General features: G+C 51.9%; 19 protein-coding genes. 4 read left to right on the forward strand and 15 right to left on the reverse strand.

The features are described from left to right. Nucleotides 1–55: 55 nt before the first annotated feature. Nucleotides 56–955: an O-acetylserine/cysteine exporter gene (gene eamA, locus ABK821_RS05735; RefSeq protein WP_138362762.1), complete on the reverse strand. Its 900-nt coding sequence runs from the start codon at nt 953–955 to the stop codon at nt 56–58. A 183-nt stretch (nt 956–1,138) separates the two neighbouring features. On the opposite strand from eamA, the gene ydeE reads away from it, so the two are divergent. After that, nucleotides 1,139–2,332: an efflux MFS transporter YdeE gene (ydeE, locus tag ABK821_RS05740; protein ID WP_138362761.1), complete on the forward strand. Its 1,194-nt coding sequence runs from the start codon at nt 1,139–1,141 to the stop codon at nt 2,330–2,332. A gap of 117 nt (nt 2,333–2,449) precedes the next feature. Then, nucleotides 2,450–2,920 (forward strand): helix-turn-helix domain-containing protein, encoded by a 471-nt coding sequence (locus ABK821_RS05745; RefSeq protein WP_343178530.1) that lies wholly within the window; start codon nt 2,450–2,452, stop codon nt 2,918–2,920. 135 nt (nt 2,921–3,055) lie between these two features. On the opposite strand, the gene urtE is transcribed toward ABK821_RS05745, so the two are convergent. The 7 genes from urtE to ABK821_RS05780 all read right to left on the reverse strand — a co-directional run bounded on the left by urtE (nt 3,056) and on the right by ABK821_RS05780 (nt 10,378). After that, nucleotides 3,056–3,754: an urea ABC transporter ATP-binding subunit UrtE gene (gene urtE / locus ABK821_RS05750; RefSeq protein WP_138362759.1), complete on the reverse strand. Its 699-nt coding sequence runs from the start codon at nt 3,752–3,754 to the stop codon at nt 3,056–3,058. A gap of 9 nt (nt 3,755–3,763) precedes the next feature. Beyond that, on the reverse strand, nt 3,764–4,561 hold the full coding sequence (urtD, locus tag ABK821_RS05755; RefSeq protein ID WP_343178529.1) for an urea ABC transporter ATP-binding protein UrtD: 798 nt from the start codon (nt 4,559–4,561) through the stop codon (nt 3,764–3,766). Then, nucleotides 4,561–5,634: an urea ABC transporter permease subunit UrtC gene (gene urtC, locus ABK821_RS05760; RefSeq protein ID WP_343178528.1), complete on the reverse strand. Its 1,074-nt coding sequence runs from the start codon at nt 5,632–5,634 to the stop codon at nt 4,561–4,563. The genes urtD and urtC overlap by 1 nt, the downstream gene beginning before the upstream one ends. Then, nucleotides 5,634–7,205 (reverse strand): urea ABC transporter permease subunit UrtB, encoded by a 1,572-nt coding sequence (urtB, locus tag ABK821_RS05765; protein WP_138362756.1) that lies wholly within the window; start codon nt 7,203–7,205, stop codon nt 5,634–5,636. The genes urtC and urtB overlap by 1 nt, the downstream gene beginning before the upstream one ends. An 81-nt stretch (nt 7,206–7,286) precedes the next feature. Then, complete coding sequence (urtA, locus tag ABK821_RS05770; RefSeq protein ID WP_138362755.1) at nt 7,287–8,558, reverse strand: urea ABC transporter substrate-binding protein; 1,272 nt, start codon at nt 8,556–8,558, stop codon at nt 7,287–7,289. 176 nt (nt 8,559–8,734) lie between these two features. Continuing rightward, nucleotides 8,735–9,838 (reverse strand): cobalamin-independent methionine synthase II family protein, encoded by a 1,104-nt coding sequence (locus tag ABK821_RS05775; RefSeq protein WP_138362754.1) that lies wholly within the window; start codon nt 9,836–9,838, stop codon nt 8,735–8,737. 147 nt (nt 9,839–9,985) lie between these two features. Next, a complete protein-coding gene (locus ABK821_RS05780; protein WP_138362753.1) occupies nt 9,986–10,378 on the reverse strand; it encodes a rhodanese-like domain-containing protein in 393 nt (130 codons plus the stop codon). A gap of 67 nt (nt 10,379–10,445) precedes the next feature. Here ABK821_RS05780 and ftrA point away from each other — a divergent pair, with 67 nt between their 5' ends. Further along, nucleotides 10,446–11,495: a transcriptional regulator FtrA gene (gene ftrA / locus ABK821_RS05785; protein WP_343178527.1), complete on the forward strand. Its 1,050-nt coding sequence runs from the start codon at nt 10,446–10,448 to the stop codon at nt 11,493–11,495. Between the two features lie 110 nt (nt 11,496–11,605). Continuing rightward, nucleotides 11,606–11,689, forward strand: coding sequence for a protein MgtS (mgtS, locus tag ABK821_RS05790; RefSeq protein WP_395033864.1), 84 nt, complete (start codon nt 11,606–11,608; stop codon nt 11,687–11,689). A gap of 31 nt (nt 11,690–11,720) precedes the next feature. Here the strand turns inward: mgtS and ABK821_RS05795 are convergent, their stop codons facing one another. The 7 genes from ABK821_RS05795 to ABK821_RS05825 form a co-directional block, all read right to left on the reverse strand. Next, entirely contained in the window at nt 11,721–12,653 is a 933-nt protein-coding gene (locus ABK821_RS05795; protein ID WP_343178526.1) for an ROK family protein, read from the reverse strand. 112 nt (nt 12,654–12,765) lie between these two features. After that, complete coding sequence (locus ABK821_RS05800; protein WP_343178534.1) at nt 12,766–13,938, reverse strand: carbohydrate porin; 1,173 nt, start codon at nt 13,936–13,938, stop codon at nt 12,766–12,768. A gap of 76 nt (nt 13,939–14,014) precedes the next feature. Continuing rightward, a complete protein-coding gene (locus tag ABK821_RS05805; protein WP_343178525.1) occupies nt 14,015–15,928 on the reverse strand; it encodes a PTS sugar transporter subunit IIA in 1,914 nt (637 codons plus the stop codon). A 10-nt stretch (nt 15,929–15,938) separates the two neighbouring features. Beyond that, nucleotides 15,939–18,572, reverse strand: a complete 2,634-nt coding sequence (gene mngB / locus ABK821_RS05810) for a mannosylglycerate hydrolase (protein ID WP_395033847.1) — start codon at nt 18,570–18,572, stop codon at nt 15,939–15,941. A 31-nt stretch (nt 18,573–18,603) separates the two neighbouring features. Beyond that, nucleotides 18,604–19,710, reverse strand: a complete 1,107-nt coding sequence (locus tag ABK821_RS05815) for a PTS fructose transporter subunit IIC (protein ID WP_171034938.1) — start codon at nt 19,708–19,710, stop codon at nt 18,604–18,606. 13 nt (nt 19,711–19,723) lie between these two features. After that, the gene (locus ABK821_RS05820) at nt 19,724–20,047 is read right to left on the reverse strand and encodes a fructose PTS transporter subunit IIB (RefSeq protein ID WP_343178523.1); all 324 of its coding nucleotides are present in this window, start codon (nt 20,045–20,047) and stop codon (nt 19,724–19,726) included. Further along, nucleotides 20,044–20,505: a PTS sugar transporter subunit IIA gene (locus ABK821_RS05825; RefSeq protein WP_138362746.1), complete on the reverse strand. Its 462-nt coding sequence runs from the start codon at nt 20,503–20,505 to the stop codon at nt 20,044–20,046. Before ABK821_RS05825 ends, ABK821_RS05820 begins: the two co-directional genes overlap by 4 nt. Between the last annotated feature and the right edge of the window lie 829 nt (nt 20,506–21,334).

The raw sequence follows: 21,334 nt of genomic DNA on the forward strand, positions 1-21,334 counted from the left end.
ACAGGATCCAGTCGCCTCAATCGTTCGCATTGCGCGGTAAAATGGGATAGACGTTTTATCCCCGTGCCAGTCCCGGACGCACGATCCGCAGACCAAACACGTTAATATACAGTCCGGCCATGATCAGCACCGCGCCCAGCAGTTGCACGCCGTTTAGCGTCTCGCCGAGCAGTAACGCGGCGCTGGCCATCCCGACAACCGGGACCAACAGCGACAGCGGCGCAATTCGCCATGTCTCATAGCGGCCAAGCAGCGCCCCCCAGATTCCGTAGCCGACGAGGGTGGCGATAAACGCCAGATAGAGCAACGACAGGATCGTCAACAGATCGATATGGCGTAAACTGGTCACCATCACCTGCCAGCCATCAAGGAGCCACGACGCCAGCATAAACGGCAGCACCGGGATCAGCGCGCTCCACACCACCAGCGACATCACCGGCGGCCTGCTCGCATGCGACATGATTTTCTTGTTAAAAATATTACCGCAGGCCCAGCTTAGCGCCGCCGCCAGGGTCAGCATAAAGCCCACCAGCGGCACATGCTGGCCGCCGAGGCTGGCTTCCACCAGCACCAGCACGCCAAAAATCGCCAGTGCGATCCCCGCCAGTTGTTTACCCTGCAGACGCTCGCCGAAGACAAACGCCCCAAGAATAATGGTGAAGAAGGCCTGAGCCTGCAACACCAGCGATGCCAGCCCGGCAGGCATGCCCAGGCTAATCGCGCAAAACAGAAACGCAAACTGGCCGAAGCTTATCGTCAGACCATAGCCCAGCAACAGGCGCAACGGAATTTTTGGTCTGGCAACAAACAGTAACGCCGGAAAGGCCACCAGCAAAAAACGCAGCCCGGCAAGCATCAGCGGCGGCATATTATGCAGACCCAGCTTAATCACCACAAAATTCAGCCCCCATACCACCACAACCAGTAATGCCAACAGCCCGTCTTTACGCGTCATACCCTGCCTCAGTTGTTATTGGAATTTTTGTGAACAAAATCAAAGTAGCGAATAATTCGCCTGACGCATAGATCATTATTTCAGGTAGGGCATTTGTGCCCATATCAATGCTGTCCGGCACTATACAAGTCCAGACCACCATGCTATTTGTGATCTGTATTACATCATATCAGGCAAGGGAAAATGATACTGACACTCAGGCGCTCAACCGCAGCGCTACTGGCTTCGTCGTTGCTGTTAACTATTGGTCGTGGCGCAACATTACCGTTTATGACTATCTACCTCACCCGTCAGTACCAACTGGAAGTGGATAAGATCGGTAATGCGCTGTCAGTCGCCCTGATCGTCGGCGTACTATTCAGTATGGGTTTTGGCATTCTGGCCGATAAGTTCGACAAAAAGCGCTATATGACCCTCGCCGTGCTGGCGTTTATTGGCGGTTTTATCGCCATCCCACTGGTCGACAGCGTCGCGCTGGTGGTATTTTTCTTCGCGTTGATTAACTGTGCCTACTCTGTGTTCGCTACGGTGCTAAAAGCCTGGTTCGCGGATGTCTTGTCGCCGGAAAAAAAAGCGCGAATTTTCTCTCTTAACTATACCTTTATCAATATCGGCTGGACGATCGGTCCGCCGATCGGCACCCTGTTAGTGATGCGCAGCATTAACCTGCCTTTCTGGCTGGCGGCCGGCTGCGCGGCGCTGCCGCTGGTGTTTATTCAGCTATTTGTACGACGCGCAAAGGCCGTGGTGACGCAGGATAATGGCGCCCACTGGTCGCCTTCGGTGCTTCTGCATGACAGAGCCTTACTGTGGTTTACCCTCTCCGCTCTGCTGGCGTCGTTTGTCGGCGGCGCTTTCGCTTCCTGTATTTCCCAGTATTTGCTGGTCGTTGCCGATAGCGATTTTGCCGAAAAAGTGGTCGCCGTGGTGCTGCCGGTTAACGCCGCGGTTGTGGTGGGGTTACAGTACAGCGTCGGTCGTCGTCTCTCTCCCCACAATATTTGTCGGCTGATGACGTTGGGTACGGTCTGTTTTGTTCTCGGACTGAGCGGTTTTATGATCTCCAACAATAACCTGCTGTTGTGGGGCATCTCCGCCGCAATTTTTACCTTAGGGGAAGTTATCTACGCACCCGGTGAATATATGCTAATCGATAACATCGCCCCGGCGGGAATGAAAGCCAGCTACTTTTCCGCCCAGTCGCTGGGCTGGCTTGGCGCGGCGTTTAACCCGACGCTGACCGGCGCTATTTTGACCCATCTACCGCACTGGTCGCTGTTTGTGATATTAATGCTGTCTATGGTTGCCGCACGGCTGATGATTTTCCGCGGAATGAACGTACGACCGTGGCGCGACGAGACGGCCGCCAGCGCCTGAGCCCAGACGCCGTGCGGCTGTCAGGTTGCTGTCGTGCTGCTGTCGGGTTCCGATCGTGGCGCTCATCCGCCCGGACGATAACACTCCGTCTCAGGTTTTCCCCTGGAGATAGAAACAATGAACAGCAGTAATCAAGTTAAACAACTCCGTCTGCAGCGCGCCTGGTCACAGGAGCAGCTTGCCGAGTTAGCTGGCGTCAGCGTGCGGACCATCCAGCGAATTGAGAACGGCGATCGTCCCGCGCTGGAGACGCTCAGCGCGCTTGCCGCAGTGTTTGAAGTGAATGTTGCCGAGATTAGCGGCGATTCGCCAGTTGGCCACGAAGAGACGCTGGATTTACGTATTGAAGACGCTAAAGCGCGTATTGAGCAAGAGAGCCATTTTTATCGTTCGCTGATGGTGGCAGTGGTGGTCTGCGCACTGTTGGCGGTGCTCAACAGGCTCACGGATTCGGGGAGCGAGTGGTCTGCCTGGGTGGCGATTCTCTGGGGGACACTGCTGGCGATGAAGGGGCTACGCTTGTTTGTGTTTAACGAATGGATCAAAAACTGGCGTCAGGCGCGGTTGCAGCGGCTGTTGCGAAAGTAATTCGCTGAGTCACGCGGCGGTATCTCCCCCGGGCAAGGCGCATGCGCCATGCCCGGTTTAAAAGCGCGCAGTATAAGTTTAATCGCCCGGATAACGCGTCAGGCGCAATCCGGGATGCTTTCTGCACGAAAAAAGCTAAATGGTGACCATTCCGCGTACACCGTCGGCGTCCATCTCGCTGCCGCTCCCCTGCCGGATAATCGTGCCCCGGGACATCACCAGGTAACGGTCCGCCAGCCCGGCGGCAAAATCATAGAACTGCTCAACCAGCAAAATCGCCATATCGCCGCGATTCGCCAACTGGCGGATAACTTCGCCAATCTCTTTAATCACCGAGGGTTGGATCCCTTCCGTCGGTTCATCAAGAATCAACAACTGCGGGCGGCTGGCCAGCGCGCGACCGATAGCCAGTTGCTGCTGCTGACCGCCGGAAAGGTCGCCTCCGCGCCGCTGCTTCATGGTTTTCAATACCGGAAACAGTTGATAAATCTCTTCCGGCACCTGACGCGCATCGCGGGCGGGAAAGCGGGATAACCCCATCAGCAGGTTCTCTTCCACCGTCAGACGAGGAAAAATCTCGCGCCCCTGGGGAACATAGGCAATCCCGGACTGTACGCGCTGATGCGGTTTGCGGTGGGTAATATTTTTCTCCTGCCACAACACTTCGCCGCTACGCGCAGGTATTAGCCCCATCAGGCACTTCAGTAAAGTGGTTTTCCCCACCCCGTTGCGCCCAAGCAGGCAGGTGATCTCGCCCTGACGGGCAGCAAAATCCACCCCCCGCAGAATATGGCTGCCACCATAATATTGATGTAGCTGATTAACCTGTAGCATCCTCGCTCCTTAGCGTCCGAGATAAACTTCAATCACCTGTTCGTTATCCTGCACTTCTCGTAGCGACCCTTCCGCCAGCACCTGTCCCTGGTGGAGCACCGTCACCCGGTCGGCGATAGTTTCAACAAATCCCATGTCGTGCTCAACCACCATCAGCGAATGCTGCCCGGCAAGGGTGCGGAACAGTTCGGCGGTATACTCCGTTTCGGCATCGGTCATCCCGGCTGCGGGTTCATCCAGCAGCAACAAATGCGGCTCCTGTACCAACAGCATACCGATCTCCAGAAACTGTTTTTGCCCGTGCGACAGCATCCCTGCCGGTCGATAGCGTTCGGCGTCCAGACGTAGCAGACGCAGCGTCTCGCTGATTCGGTCCGCCTGTTCGCTGTTCAGTCGCGCCCGCAGACTGGCCCATACCGACTTATCGCCCTTCATCGCCAGTTCAAGGTTTTCCGCCACCGTCAGCGCCTCAAACACCGTCGGCGTCTGGAACTTGCGCCCGATGCCCTGGCGAGCGATGGCGATGGGATCAAGGGTGGTTAAGTCCACCGATTGATCGTACAGCGCTCTGCCGCTCTGCGGCCGGGTTTTGCCGGTGATCACATCCATCAGGGTGGTTTTGCCCGCGCCATTCGGGCCAATTACGCAGCGCAGTTCACCCACGCCAATCTGGAGCGACAGGTCAGTTAATGCCTGAAAACCGTCAAAGTTGACGTTAATCGCCTCCAGTTGCAGCACCGGGTCAGTCTGTTCGCGAAAGCGATCCGTCGGCTGCTGACGGGTAAAGATGGCTTCATCCGTTTGCATTACCGATCTCCTTTACGCAGCAGGCCGATAACCCCGCGTGGTAAAAACAGCGTGACGATAATAAAAATCAGGCCAAGAAAAAGCTGCCAGTATTCCGGCATCGCCACGGTAAAATAGCTCTTCGCGCCATTGACCAGCCCCGCGCCCAGCACCGGGCCGATTAAGGTCCCGCGCCCGCCCAGCGCCACCCAAATCGCCGCTTCGATCGAATTGGTGGGCGACATTTCGCTGGGATTGATGATCCCGACCTGCGGCACGTACAGCGCCCCCGCCAGGCCGCATAACACCGCTGAAAGCGTCCACACCAGCAGCTTAAATCCACGCGGATCGTAGCCGCAGAACATCAGTCGGTTTTCCGCATCGCGCACCGCCGTCAGTATCCGGCCAAATTTGCTTTGCGCCAGCACATAACCAATCCATAACGTGAGCAACAGCAGCAGAACGGTCGCCATAAACAGCGCCGCCCGGGTGCTGGTGGCGGTCACGGAGAAACCGAGCAGCGTGGTAAAACCGGTAAAACCATTGTTGCCGCCAAAACCGGTTTCGTTGCGGAAAAACAGCAGCATCCCGGCATAGGTCAGCGCCTGGGTCATAATCGAAAAATAGACGCCTTTAATTTTTGAGCGGAAGGCAAACCAGCCGAAAACCAGCGCCAGCAGCCCAGGAACCAGCACCACCAGCAGCATCGCCCAGGCGAAGTGCTGCGTGCCCCACCAGAACCACGGCAGTTCGCTCCACGACAGAAACGACATAAAAGCCGGTAATCCGTCGCCCGCGGCCTGACGCATCAGGTACATGCCCATGGCATAGCCGCCGAGGGCAAAAAAGATCCCATGACCAAGCGAAAGCATCCCGGCATAGCCCCAGACCAAATCCAGCGCCACGGCGACAATGGCATAGCAGAGAATTTTGCCGGTCAGCGTCAGCAGCCAGGTAGAGACCGCCAGCGGATGCGTCGCCGGCAGTAGCGCCAGAAACGGCATACTCAGCAACGCCAGCAGGATCAGAGCCGCGAGCCATTGCAACGGGCGCGGCGCTTTGCGCGCCAGGGTTAACGTAATCGGTTGGCTCATCAGTCAATAACCCTCCCTTTGAGAGCAAACAGTCCTTGTGGGCGCTTCTGAATAAACAGGATAATCAGCACCAGGATCAGGATTTTCCCCAGCACGGCCCCCATCTGCGGTTCAAGAATTTTATTAAAAATCCCGAGGCCAAACGCTGCCGCCACGCTACCGGCCAGTTGCCCGACGCCGCCCAGCACCACCACGAGGAAGGAGTCGATAATGTAGCCCTGGCCCAGTTCCGGCCCGACGTTGCCGAGCTGCGAGAGCGCCACGCCGCCGAGTCCGGCGATCCCCGAACCGAGACCAAATGCGAGCATATCCACCCGCCCGGTCGGCACACCGCAGCAGGCCGCCATCGCGCGGTTTTGCGTCACCGCCCGCACGTTCATCCCCAGCCGGGTTTTGTTCAGCGTCAGCCAGGTAAACAGCAGCACCAGCAGCACGAAAGCGAGTACCGCCAGCCGGTTCCACGGCAAAATCAGGTTAGGTAAAACCTGAATGCCACCGGAAAGCCATGCCGGGTTGGCCACTTCAACGTTCTGCGCGCCAAACAGCATACGCACCAGTTGGATCAGCATCAGGCTAATGCCCCAGGTGGCGAGCAGGGTCTCCAGCGGGCGTCCGTAGAGATGGCGAATCACGCTGCGCTCCAGCACCATGCCAATCCCGCCGGTGACCAGGAACGCCACCGGCAGCGCAATCAGTGGATAAAAGGCCAGCCACTGCGGCGCCAGTTGCGCCAGCGCCTGCTGCACCAGCCAGCAACTATAGGCGCCAATCATCAGCATCTCGCCGTGGGCCATATTGATCACCCCCAGCAGGCCGTAAGTGATCGCCAGACCGAGCGCGGCAAGCAGCAAGACGGAACCCAGCGACAGCCCCATAAAGGCCTGGCCGAGCAGGTCACCCAGCAGCAGACGGTGCTGAATTTTACTCAGGCTCGCCTGCGCCGCCGCGCGAATCGCCGGGTCAGGTTCATGTTGAGCATCGCTGTAGGGCATGAGCAGCGCCTGAGTTTCCGGGTCGCCGGAGTGGCCAAGCAGTTCAATCGCCGCCAGCCGCTGCGCGGATTGCGGACTGGCAAGCTGCAGACGCGCGAGGGCAATTTCCAGTTGCGCCTTCACCGCGCTATCGCTTTCTACCGCCAGGCGCTGTTGCAGCAGTCCCGCCATCTCTGGGGTTGCCTCTCGCTGAAGGGTTTTCGCCGCTGCCGCTCTTTCCGTGACGTTGTCACTAACAAGTAAATGGGTCGCCAGCGCGCCGGCCACCAGATTCCTTAGCCGGTTAGTCAGGCGTACCGGTTTTGTCGCCCCGTCAGGGGTCGCCGATGCACCCAGCGCCAGCAGGTTATCCCCCTGCTGGCTAAACGCGTGGCCGCTGCCATCAGCTTTTAATGTTTCACTTTTAAGCGCCCGCAACAGCGGTAATCGCTGCGCCTGCGGCGCGGTGGCCCACTGCTCAAGCAGTCGAGCCTGCTGGCTACGGTTAGCCGCAACAAAATCATCGGCGTCCGCTGCCTGCGCTCGCCACGGTATCAATATTATCAGCAGCGCAAAACTCATGAGACGTAACACGTTCATGATCGTTCTCCTTTCCAGAGTGGCCCGCAAAGCCCGGGCCACAGAGAATGATTCCCCCCGGGCTGCGCCGGGGTTTAATGCTTAGTTGCTGGTGCTTTTTACCGGGTGATCCGGTTTTTTATCGTTCCCGGGAATCCACGGGCTCCAGGGCTGGGCGCGAACGGGCTCGTCGGTCTGCCAGACCACGTTGAACTGGCCGTTGCTCTCGATTTCACCAATCATGACCGGCTTGTGCAGATGGTGATTGGTGGCATCCATGGTCAGGGTGAAGCCCGACGGCGCTTTAAAGGTCTGCCCGGCCATCGCTTCGCGAACCTTGTCCACATCGGTCGTGCCGGCTTTGGTGACCGCCTGCGCCCACATATGCACACCAACCCAGGTGGCTTCCATTGGGTCATTGGTCACGACCGTATCGGCATTTGGCAGATTATGTGCTTTAGCGTAGGCGCGGTAATCGGCGACAAATTGTTTGTTGGTGGGGTTATCAAGGGATTCGAAGTAGTTCCAGGCCGCAAGGTTACCTACCAGTGGTTTGGTATCAATACCGCGCAGCTCTTCCTCGCCGACGGAAAATGCCACCACCGGCACATCGGTCGCTTTCAGCCCCTGATTGGCCAGCTCTTTATAGAACGGGACGTTAGAATCACCGTTAATCGTTGAGACCACCGCCGTTTTACCGCCTGCGGCAAACTTTTTAATGTTGGCAACGATAGTCTGGTAGTCGCTATAGCCAAACGGGGTATAGACCTCTTCGATATCTTTATCCTGAATCCCTTTGGCGTGCAGGAAGGCGCGGAGAATCTTATTCGTGGTGCGCGGGTAGACATAGTCGGTGCCGAGCAGGAAGAAACGTTTCGCCCCGCCGCCATCTTCACTCAGCAGATATTCCACCGCCGGGATCGCCTGTTGGTTTGGCGCGGCGCCGGTGTAGAAGACGTTTGGCGACATCTCTTCGCCTTCGTACTGTACCGGGTAGAACAGCAGTCCATTCAGCTCTTCGAATACCGGTAGAACCGATTTACGCGATACGGAGGTCCAGCAGCCAAAGACCACTGCAACCTTATCCTGGGTCAGCAACTGCCGCGCTTTTTCCGCAAACAGAGGCCAGTTTGATGCCGGGTCCACCACCACCGGTTCCAGTTTTTTACCCAGCACGCCGCCTTTGGCGTTGATGTCGTCGATAGCCATCAGGGCGACATCTTTCAGCGGGGTTTCCGAAATCGCCATCGTTCCGGAGAGCGAATGCATAATCCCGACTTTAATGGTATCGGCGGCATAAGCCTGAAATGACAAGCCCATGCTGATAACTGAGGCGGAGAGAACAAAAGCTTTTAATAATGTGCGACGCTGCATCTCTATCACTCCTTAATCGTTCAAAGACAAAAAATGAATTAACAACCAAGCAGAAGTGATAAGGCAAGAACGGTGCCAGGTTGCCAGTTAGCCTGAAAACGCGGTGGAGGATAAGAGAGATGAAATGCGAGGAGCAGTGTTGCCCTAAGATGGTGCAACACTGCCCTATGAGGGAATTACCAGACCTGAGCGGCGATACCGGTAACCAGACGAACTTTATCCCACTGTTGCGCTTCGGTCAGTGAATTCCCCTCTTCAGTGGAGGCAAAACCGCACTGCGGGCTGAGGCAGATCTGTTCCAGCGGAACATACTGCGCGGCTTCCTGCAGGCGGGCTTTTACGCCTTGCGGATTTTCCAGCTCCCCATTTTTGGTGGTGATCAATCCCAGTACGACCTGCTGATGACCCGGACGAATAAAGCGCAACGGGGCAAAGTCGCCGGAACGATCGTTATCGTATTCAAGGAAGAAGGCATCGATATTGACGCTACCGAACAGCACTTCCGCTACCGGCTCGTAACCCCCTTCGGAAATCCAGGTCGAACGGAAGTTACCGCGGCATACGTGCAGACCGATGGTCAGATCCTCCGGTTTCCCTTCCAGCGCTTTATTCAGGACCTCAGCGTAAATCTTCGCCAGTTCGTCCGGGTCTTCGCCGCGCTCGCGAACCTGTCGACGCTGTTCATCTGAGCACAGATAGGCCCAGACGGTGTCGTCAAGCTGCAGATAACGGCAGCCAGCATCGTAAAAGGCGCGGATCGCATCACGCCAGGTTGTGGCCAGGTCAGCAAAATATTCGGCGAGATCCGGGTAAACTGTCGCATCGATATCTTTACGTCCGCCACGGAAGTGCAGCACGCTCGGGCTGGGAATGGTCATTTTCGGCTGCGCGCTGCCGCTGATGCTTTTCAGATAGCGGAAATCCTCCAGCATCGGATGATCGCCAAAGCCCAGTTTACCCGTCACCCGGATACCGTGTGCTTTGGTCTGCACGCCATTAAACTGGATACCCTTTTCTGCATCGTAGCGCTCGACGCCCTGTAAACCGTCAAAGAAATCAAAGTGCCACCACGCACGGCGGAACTCACCATCAGTGACCACATGCAGGCCACACTCACACTGTTGCTGCACCAGATGACGAATCGCCTCATTTTCTATCTGCCGCAACTGCTGAGCGTCAATGGCACCCGCGGCCAGCTGCTGACGCGCCTGTTTAATGGCATCCGGGCGTAAAAAGCTGCCGACGATATCGGCGCGGAATGGGGGCTGATGGCGTTGCATGGTGTCTCCTTAGCGGCGGGGAGGATTAGTTACCCACCGTGATAGTTCATTTTTGAATTTTGGACTTCTGGATGGCTATATGTCCAGATAGTGTCATGCCAACGGTTCATCGGCAAACGAGAATATTTCATGTGACATGAAATAAATTCATTTTGCGAAAGGCAACCCCTCATCGTCCCAGCCGGTTAAGCCACCGAGCATGATTTTTACCCGTCTTCCCAACCGCGCCAGTTTCAAGGCCGCAATATCCGCCCCATTGCAGTGTGGCCCGGCACAATAGACGACAAACAACGTCTCCGCAGGCCATTGGGCCATTCTGGCTTCATCTATCTCTCGGTGCGGTAAATGCAGCGCATCAGGGAGATGACGACGGGAAAAGCTCTCCTCGCTGCCAACCACATGCAGCAGGACGAAGTCGGTTTCACCGTCGCGCATCGCGCTATAAACATCAGCGCAGTCCGTCTCAAAGCTTAATCGGCGACGAAACCACGCGACGGCATCACTGGCACTGGCGGGGGCAAAAGCGGTTACAACACTCATGGCATCTTCTCCTTGTCTGTGATACCAATAAGTTAATCCTCCGCCTGCGACACATCTGCCAGCAACCATGACTAAAAACGCTGAAATCATGACAACTCAATCAGTGACGTTGTCACGTCATCGGGTGATTGCCCTTGCCTATGATGGCCTGTGTACCTTTGAATTTGGCGTTGCGGTAGAGATTTTCGGTCTGCCTCGCCCGGAAATGGGCGAACGCTGGTATCGCTTTGCTGTGGCTGCCGTCGATGACGGTGAACTGCGGGCTACCGGCGGCATTCGTCTGATGGCCGATGGCGATATGGCGCTATTAAGCGAAGCGGATACCATCGTGGTGCCCGGCTGGCGCGGGATTGACTCCCCTGTTCCTCCCGCGCTTTGTGAAGCCTTAGTCGCCGCCCAGGCGCGGGGCTGCCGCATCATTTCTATATGTTCCGGAGTTTTCGTACTGGCTGCAGCCGGGTTGCTCAACGGACGTCAGGCAACAACCCACTGGCGCTATACCGATCAGTTGCACAGGCGATTTCCACTGATTGATGTGATTGACGATGTATTATACGTCGGCGCTGATGGCGTGATGACTTCTGCGGGAAGCGCCGCGGGAATCGATTTGTGTTTACATCTGGTACGGGAAGATTTTGGCGCCGAAGCGGCCAATATCGTCGCCCGACGCCTGGTGGTTTCCCCCCATCGTGATGGGGCTCAGGCTCAGCAGGTTGTGCGACCGGTGGCCAGAGCCCGGGAGAGCCTGCGGCTGGGGCAATTATTCGATTTTCTCCACCAGAATCTTGCCGTCAGCCACACCGTGGCCTCACTGGCGGAAAGAGCCGGTATGAGTCCGCGCACCTTATTGCGCCGTTTCGCAGACGCCACCGGTAAAACCCCTGCCCGCTGGCTGCTTGATGAGCGCCTGCAGCGCGCCGCACAACATCTGTCCTCCAGCCGCCTGAGTATTGAACAGATTGCTGAGTTATGTGGATTTGCCAGCGCCAGCACCCTGCGCCATCACTTTCGTCAACAATTTGCCCTCAGCCCGTTGCAGTATCGGAAAAGCGTGATAGCAGAGAATAAACGCAAGCTACCCGCTGGCGACGAATGGCAAAATCCGACAACGGGTTAACCCTTTGTTTAGATTGACCTGATTATAATCTCACCAACAACCGTAAGTCTGTTCAATAAGGATACCGTAGCGCATAGCAAAACTAATGGAGGTTAATGATGCCGGGAAATATGCATGTCTTTATGGCCCTTCTGGGAACCATTCTGTTCTTTGGATTTGTGGCCGCCTATCTAAGCCACAAATGGGACGACTAATGAGCGACGATAATCCCCGCCCCCTGGCGCATCAGCAGCAGGGGGCGTTTTTATTTTCATGCTGCCTCACGGCAAGCCAGGCCGCACCGCGCATGCCGCTGCTATCGCCATGCCGGGCCTTTACAATCGGCGTCTGAAAAATATCAGTGAAAACCAGCGGGGCCACCTCCTGATCAATCGCATCAATCAGCAGCGGTTCATTCGATAAACCGCCGCCAAGTACAATAATATGCGGATCAATAAAGTTGACCACTGTCGCCAGCAAACGCGCCAGTTGGTAGCGAAAGCGTTGAATCTGTTCCAGTGCCTGAGACTCCCCTTCTTTGACTCGCTGTAGAATCTCCGGTGCGCTACAGCGCTTTGCGCAAAGCTGATAATAGCGCTCAGCAAGACCGGAGCCGGAAACAAAAGATTCGCTACAATTGCGTTTTCCGCAGTAGCAAATGACGTCAGGACCATCATCCTCAGGGCGATAACCAGGAAGCGTAATATGTCCACATTCGGCCGCATTCCCCCATGCGCCGGGAAATAGCTGCTGATGAATAGCAATACCGCCTCCGCAGCCGGTCCCTAATGTTAAACCAAACACCACTCCATACCCCTGCCCGGCGCCATCACAGGCTTCCGAAAGTGCAAAGCAATTAGCATCATTAGCAATAATGGCCGGAGCGCCAAGTCTATCGGCTAAATCAGATTTTAAATTCTGACCATTTAGCACCAGAATATTTGAGTTTTTAATTCTGCCGCTGACGGGTGAAACACTGCCGGGTAGGGCAATACCTGTAGCCATATCAGAGTCGACCTTATTTCTGATGTCAACAATAAATGCCATAAGCCCGGCAATAAACATCTCATAAGTATCTTTAGTTGTGGACGTGCGATAACGAGCCACTTCATGCCCTGTGGCATCCATTACCACTGCGGCTATTTTGCTACCGCCAATATCTATTCCAAGGTAAAGCATATGGGCTCCTTGTATTTTTTGGAGATAAACGAACCGGCCTGATGCAATAGATTAAATTAAAGCCGAAAACTGCCCCCGCAAATAACATGCAGCAAGCCGATTCAATAAAAAATTAGAAGTGATATTTAAATCTTACACGTGCGCCATAACGATCTTGATCATCATGAGTATTGTTAATACTGATACGTGACCAATAGGCCCCCAGGTAAATATCAAAATTGTCCATATCCATCACATTACGAATACGATATGACGAATGCACCGTGTTGATGTCATACTTTCCTATAATAATGTCACTGGCATTTGTAACGTCAACATTACTAACATTAAACTCTTTAATGTTATTTTTTGCATAGATGTAGCCAAGTTCAAAATCACGCCACAGGGCGTTAATTCCAGCGCTGAAATCTTTTTCCCCGGTCGCATCCATATATGCCGTACTCATATTGACAAGCATACCATTCTCAGGATTGTTTTTCTGCCCATTCCAGCTCACCGTGGCCCCATAGCCATTACGCCGGGACTGGTTGTTAAATTTCCCGTTGCTGTCCGTATAGCCGTAGGCATTATTCACCACGTTACTTTCCATGGCGATAGCTGCGGTAATCTCATTAAGGTTAAGAGAAATCACCGGGCGCATATAAATAACATTTTTTTTGTTTTCCAGACTATTGCCATGATAGTTACTGTCCTGGAACAAACCGGTACCATCACGCGCCGTAGTGTTAAGTTCAAAATAGAAAGGCCCACTTATTTTACTCAACTGGATAGCGCCACCGGAGCTACGCCCGCGCCCTTCTTTCATCATGTAGATATAGCCATAGCCATCGTCATACAGGTCGTTAGCCGTATTCCCGGAGTACTCAATATAAGTATCCTGGTTAAGGGGGAACATATCATAGGCTTCATATCGTCCAATCTTGATTTTCCAGTTATCTTCCTGACCGAAGAAAAAAGCGGCGTCATCCAGATTCATAGAACCAGAGAGATCCGCAAGAGGCTGCACGGAAAAACCGGCAAACCGATTATTACCGGAGGTCCGATAGCCATCAAGGCCAATTAAAATACGACCATTAACATCCCAACGCTCAGCATCGCCAGCTTTCCAGTCTTTACCGGCACTGGTTTTAAGCGAGGTTAATTGTCCGGTTCGGCTGGCAATATCGGTATTAAATTCGACGTCACCATAAAGCTTCAGACTTCCTTGCGGTGTATCGAATGTCATCGCCGATATTGCTGGCGCAGAGATCGCAAATAAGGCACAGAGATAATATCTATATTTCATCATTAACCCCTTTGTTATTTTTAGATAAAGAACAGCACATTATTAAGCGCACCATTAAGATGCGGCTTAAATATTTTTATAAGAAGTAATTTTTTGAAAAAGAAATAAATTCGGCGTAGTTATTACACTGGCTCAGGCTATCAATCACATCATCATCCAGAATATTCGTTAGATAGTCATAAATAAGCATGCTATCAATAAATGCGTCTTCACTAATTGCCAGCATAAAGACCAGTTTTATTAATTTACCAGGCTCCCATTCAATACCTTCAGGGAAAATAGCAACGGTAACCATCGTACTTAATGCAACTAAACCTAAAGGATGGGGAATGGCTATTTTATCGTCCAGTAAGGTCGATGCCCGCCCTTCACGTTCAAGAACTGATCTATAATATTTTTCATCCACTCTACCTTGTAACTGTAGCTGTGATGAGAGGAAGTTGATTAGCGATTCTTTTGTATGAGTCTGACTATCAAATACAAAAAAGTGTTCCGCAGAGAAATAGTTCACCATCGCTTCTGGCTGCGCATTATCTGCGCTAAGAAAGTATTTCATATTCTCCAGTTGCCATCGTTCCGGCAGCGGCGGCAAATTGATGACCCGGCGATTTTTCTCTTCAATCTCTACCAGGCTGATGACCAGACTCTCCTCAACGTATGCCATCATCTTGTATTGTTCAACCGAGATACATTTGGTGATCGAAATATTCGGGTACATGCGCACAATTTTCTGGCATACGATTCGGGTAGAAGCGCTGCCCTGATCGCTCACAACCAACGCGGTAACCGTCTTGCTCTCATCCTTCAGATGAGTTTCCTCCAGAATCGCGCCAATGTGCATGACCAGATAACCAATTTCATCGTCGCTTATTTCTCCGGTAAAAAAATGCGCCAGTTCGCTAAATGCCGCAAGGGTCATTTCATACATTAATGGATAATGACGTTTAATCTGTTCAATCAGTGGATTAATAATTGTTATGCCATTATTAACCCGAATACGCATGGATTTAATATGATTAAGCAGATTCTTGCGCGCCAATTCATCGTAATTCACATCACAGAACCATGAGGTGCTGACATAACTAAGAAAGTGGTTCATAACCGCCTGTTCGGCAATATACGCCTCCCCTGGCGGTAAGGCCCCTTCGCGCTGAGTTGAGCAAAATGCCGCCAGATTCATGGCCAGATAATCTATTTCACTTTGCGGAACATTCGTTGCTGTCCCCGTCAGTAGCCGTGCAAAAATTTCGCCTGCGAACGCTTTAATATCAGGATCGGCATTTGTAAATTCATACTCAAGTAACCAGCATTCACCGCGTATACGTTCGCAGGTGATCGCACACATCAGAGTAAAAAAACGCAGATTCACATCGCTCATTACCAGACCGTGCTGAACTAAATACTGGCTTAATATCTTTTTGATATCAGAAATATGCACATCTGATGAAAACAGGGAATAATAGTCGTCTTCTACTTCTTTTGAACGCAGCAGATGATCATACATGCAACGGCGCAAAGCGATTTCACTTCCCGAAAGTCGATATTTGTCAGTTCCTTCAGCATAAATATCCAGTTCATAAAGAGCAAAGTGGCGCTTCAGTAAGTTAATATCGTTTCTCAGCGTGTAGATGCTGATAAACCACAGCGATTCCAGCTCTTCCAGAGAGATTTCCACATCCTGCCGCATAAACGCGGCCAACAAAGCCCGCCTCCGCTCAGACGTAGAACGCGTCTCCTTCCACGGCCGCTGCGACTGCTCAATAAGCACTCTGTGCCCCGCCGGATTATCTATCTTAATGGAATAACCGCGTTTTCTGTCGTAAATGAGACTGTTACCGGAGCCAATGATGACATTGCTGAGCTCTTTCAGGTCATTACGAATCGTACGAGTGGATACATTCATCTCCTTCGCAAGCTCGGTTTGCGTCGCGCTTTCCTGCGCTATATGGTTGAAAATATCCCTGATCCGCTTATTGGTAAACAGTCTCATCTTTCTCTCTTTATTCGATTTCTACGTAGACAGTCTGCAGGTCATTTGGCTTAAGCGTTACCCTTTCCCCGGCGGGCGTTTTCTCATCCAGCATAACGTTGTATGACCCTTCCAGCGTCGGGATTGTCACAGCAGTTTCCAGATTAGGGTTGTAGAAGCGTATAACCAGCCCATCACCTTGCTCCGCGCACTTCACAACGCTGACTTGCGCATCATTCGGACCATCAGGCAACTCCAGCAAACTGTATTCCTGCGGATAAGATCTCGCTTCATCGCTCAGGCAGAAGCGCAGACGACCATTCAGAAAGTCGCTGTCCTGATAAACAGGAAATGAGGTCAATAACGCTTTCGAGACTCGCGCATTCTGCGCCGCATCAAATACGCCGCTGAAAATACGCCAGCCAAAGGTAAAGGACAACATACCCAGAATTTGTGCATCCGGAGTGGCCACGACCGACTCACCCGAAGCACGTCCCGGACGGTAGAGCAGATTTTCTTTGCCCATAAAGCCGAAAGAGCGGAAAAGGGTCACGGAAATCGTGTCAAAGCTATCGCCAACGATTTCATATTCCCGCACGCCATTGGTATGCAATGTGAATCCATGATTGTCGTCATGCAAATTAACGTAGCTTTGCATCGGCTCAATAGATATCGGTTTTTCATGCCAGTTTTCCGCTTCCCATACTTGTAGCGCATTGCTCAACTGCACCGGGCGAGCCACAACTCCAAATAATTGATCGGCATAAGAAACATTGGCAAGAATATCGGTAGCAAAGTGGACGCACAGGCGATGGCTGAGCACCTGATTATCCACATCAATCGCAAAGCGAATCATATCATCGTGCTGAAGCATGACGCGTACAGCTACCTTCATTGCGCAATCCCTCACGCCCTGCGCACGTCTGGCAAGATCACCTGGAACGTGTAAAACATACTCTAAGTTCAGAGACTGAGTCAGGTCATTGCTTGTGCGGCTGACGGCGGTCAGGCCCCCCTCTGAAGTAACAACCAAATCACCACGCGGCGGAGAATAATTATAAGAGTCGCCATCGTCGCCGTTCTCCACCAGTAACATCTGACGCTCATAGCGCTTACCGCTGGCTTTATGTGTAATGGTTAACAGGCCATTTTCTTCAACATCGATCCGATATGCTCTGTTTTCGATAACCTGTCCACCGTCAGACGTCATCCGGCTGGCGCCATCGGCTGAAAAATCCAGGATCCAGCGGGTATAGCCGAGCGCCGGTAAATCACTGCTCTTCACCGTGATTTTGCTACGAAAAACTTTTTCCGGCTTATGGTACGGCTTACCTGGATTAAGGCGTATCGTTTGATTCAACACATATTGAGTCAGCTCTGTCCGTTCCTCAATAAAATAAGGCAGCGCCCTACCTGCTGCATCGCGCAAAGTAAACGGAATACCCGGAAGCCAGGCATCAAAAGTCACCAAAGGTGCGGCAACATGAGTCTGTGGATTAAATACCGAAAACGTATAATCGTGCTCACGCGGCGTGCGTATAGCAATCAACCTGGTATGCAATTCCAGTAAATTCACAGCCAAATCGCGGGCTTGTTTATAGCGAAAGTAGATATCCTGATTCGTATCATCGCTATTGCAGCCGCCAATACTGTCATGGGCAGCATTGTAAAACATCAGCTTCCAGATATCGGCAATGATATGGGATGGATACGGCAGGCCAAGGCTGCGGCTAATCGCCAGCACCGGTTCAAGCGTGTTAACCAGCAATGCCTCAATCTCATTGTTGAGCAGCTTCAGGTCTGCACGACATGAGAATATGGTTTTATGTACCCGTGAGTGTTTACCCTCTGTCAATTCGCCCTGCAATTCCCGCGCATCGACCGCGGCTTCTTTCTCCAGTTCCTTAAGAAAAGTCAATGGATTAGCTATCTGATAATGGCGCTCTTTATCGCAGGCATTAAACTGCTCCACCAGTTCCGGGAGATTCTCTCGTATCGGAGCCTGATCGAAACCATGCGGATAAAGCAAATTTTTACGCACGCTACGCGCCTCAATTGACGACATTTTTTCATTCAGAAACTCAGCCATTGTTTCAGGCGTTTCATCAAGCAATCCGCCATAGTGGTATCCCCACGGCATCTGGACCGCGAACAGGCGATCGCCATTATCCCCTCGCCAGATAAATTCCGTTTCACGCAGCGTATTATCGGCAATACCGCGCCAGAAAAGCGCATGGTGAATGCCGAACTGTTTATATATTTGCGGCATATTGCCGCCCTGGCCAAAACAGTCAGGGACATACCCCACCATCATGCAATGACCTGCGTCTGTCGCCACCTGCATTCCGTACCAGAGATTACGCACAACAGACTCTTGATGAATAACCAACTGATCTGTCTGCGTATACCATGGCCCGGTAAGCAACCGTTTTTCGGCAATAAGTTTGAACAATACCTCTTTATCTTCCGGAGCCCACTGGAGATAGCTGTCAATTAACGCACTTTGCGCATCCAGAAGGTAGCACGGGAAATCATTGTTGCTCTCAAGTATCCGTATTACATTTTTAATGTGATTAAAAAGGTAAATGCGTGAGCGTGATGATGTAAAATACCATTCCTGATCCCAGTGGGTATGGGTATAAATATGGACAATTCTATTTTTCATATAACATCTCCCGTAGCGCAAAGTGCAAAAATTAATCAAACTTTATTTCAATTTCTTCCGCATCACTCTTTTTACTCAGTTTAAGATCCGGCTCATCATCGTTAAAACTTACAAGCATGTTTGCGCCGACAGCAATAATAGCTGTGCCGACCAAGGCACCAATAAAATAGGCCCAGGGATTACCAACAGTAAATCCACCATATAATCCTCCGAGCGGCGGCATAATTGGATAGGCTTTTAAAAGCGCGACCGTCACCGATCCCAGCGTCCCGGCCAACACGTTAAGCGGGATCAGGCGTGCCGGATTGCGCAAAGTAAACGGAATCGCACCTTCAGATATTCCGAGAATACCCATGATAATGGAGCCATTTCCCGCCTCTTTCAGCGTTTGATTGAAGTTGTGTGGTCGTAAGAAACGCGCTGCCGCATAACCCAACGGAGGAATAATAATCGCAACGTTAACCAGTATCGCGGGAAGATATACGCCGCTCAAAAATAGGACATTAGCCGTTCCCCATGCCGCCTTATTAACCGGGCCGCCAAGATCGAAACAAATCATTCCACCAAGGACTGCAGCAAGCACAACCGTACTGGTACCATCTTCCGTCATCCTCTGTACCCACGCCATCAACGAAGTGTTGAGCCAGCTCAGGACATCGCCCAGCAGGAGCAGCATAATGACAACCTGCAGTCCCACTGTGATAAACGGCAAAATAATCAGTGGTACGGAACTCGCTGCTGAACCGGTAATGCGAATCTTACGTGCAACCCACTCTGATGAGTATCCCGCAAGCAATCCTCCCAGAACTGCGCCAAGGAAGCCTGATCCCGTTAGCGAAGCTATCAAACCTGCAGTAAAGCCCGAGGCCAGCCCTTTTTTACCAGCGATGGAATAGGCTACATAGGCACCCAGTACATAGTTCATCAAGCCGATAATCTTAAAACCAATGTTCTGAGTAAGATAAAGCCAGTTTTGCAGACCATCGCTATTTGCAAAGGCATCCAGATTAGACTCACCAATTGCCAGGCCGATTATTTTGGCCACAGCAACCATCAGAGAACCGGCAATAATGACAGGTAGTGCGTAGGAAATACCCGTCATGAGATGATTTTTTATTTCAATCATTATTTTTTTCATGGCATCACCGATATTATTTGTTGCGACGGGCATCAACGGCCGAAACACACTTAGAAATAACGTCAGAGGCGTGACTGACACATTGTCCTATTTTTACCCTAATAATTATTTTGCCGGAGAAACGCTCCTCTTCTTCAATGGTACGATCGGCCGCGATGAGTACAAAATCAGCAGCGTTAATTTCCTCAGCTGTAATTTTATTCATGATACCCATAGCACCCTGCTGCTCTATTTTCACCTGATGACCGAGAAGAGCTCCCTCTTTTTCCAGAGACTTAGCCGCCATTGGCGTATGAGCTAACCCGGCAATACAGGACGTAACGCCGACAATTTTCATAGTTCCTCCTCAACGGAAATGCGTGACTTCATATATTGGAATAACTCTTCTACATCGTTAACCGCAAAGAGTTGGTCGCGAAATTCATCATCAACTATCTGACTGGCAAGGCTATTTATAATCTGTAGATGCAGAATTTTAGCGCCAGCCTCAGGTACCAGGAGGCCAAAAATAATTTTCACCGGTAGACCATCGAGGCTCTCCCAGTTAATCGGGCGCTGTAGACGGATAAAAACAATACCGGCCTCGGAGACGTTTTCCGTTTTAGCATGCGGGATCGCAATTTGGCTCTCAAACCCCGTTGAATACTGGTTTTCTCGAGTCCAAAGATCTTCTTCAATCTTATCGGCATCATCAGCCCATCCCTGAGCCACAGCATGTAAAGCAAGGAAACGAAAAATTTCCTTTTTATCCCTGAAGGACTGATCTAAAAAAATATTCTCTCGTGCAATGAGCATATACGTACATCTCCATCCGCGTATTACGTCAATTAAGATACGTATATACTAATGTTTATTTTGTCTAAGTGCTGACAAACGTTTTCCGCCTTTCACAGGAAACGTTTTCTTTACGGTGAGAGGAAAAAAGCGACACGGATCAAAGAACACTAATATTTTGTGATGGGCGTCATGTTTATGGATAAGTGATCACAAAAATGATAATGACATTGTGCTGTTTTCGTGAAACATTCGTTATGGAAAAACATAAAAAACTCAATGGGATTTGCCTCGATAACACTGCCCGTTGGTTACCTGTGTAAGCATATTTGCCATAATTCGCATCATCGACGCTAAACATGGTACATATTAATACCTGGCAACCACCACTCTGGCATTCTACTTTATAAACCGGAAACCGCCTCATCATCAATCTGCGGTTAAAAAGCGCCTGGCCTTTATCACCGAGCCCCTCGCCGGCCAGTCGTTCCGCCAACACCGGCCTATGCGATAAATAATGCAGCTCGAAACGAAAACCGGGAGCCTGATCCTGACTTCACTGCCCCCCTCCCGCAAAGTGAGTGGATACGTTACCGTCTTGATGGCGAGGCATTAGACGCATTTGCTGTGCCGGGAACGACTACCGGCTAACCGTTGGTTATATAAGTCAAAGATGATGCTCCACATATTTTCCTCCCCAATATCGCCTCAAGGTATAACACCGCAACAAAAAAATTATTCCCTCACAGCGGATTGTATCCATTAGCTTTTCGGTTCATTTGTTCCGAATGATTAATGGCGAGTGGTACCGTGCGGGTTGCTCAATGCCGATGCCTGGACTAAGCCTGGA

Source organism: Klebsiella sp. KE9456 (genome assembly GCF_043832615.1).
Taxonomy (GTDB): domain Bacteria; phylum Pseudomonadota; class Gammaproteobacteria; order Enterobacterales; family Enterobacteriaceae; genus Klebsiella; species Klebsiella indica.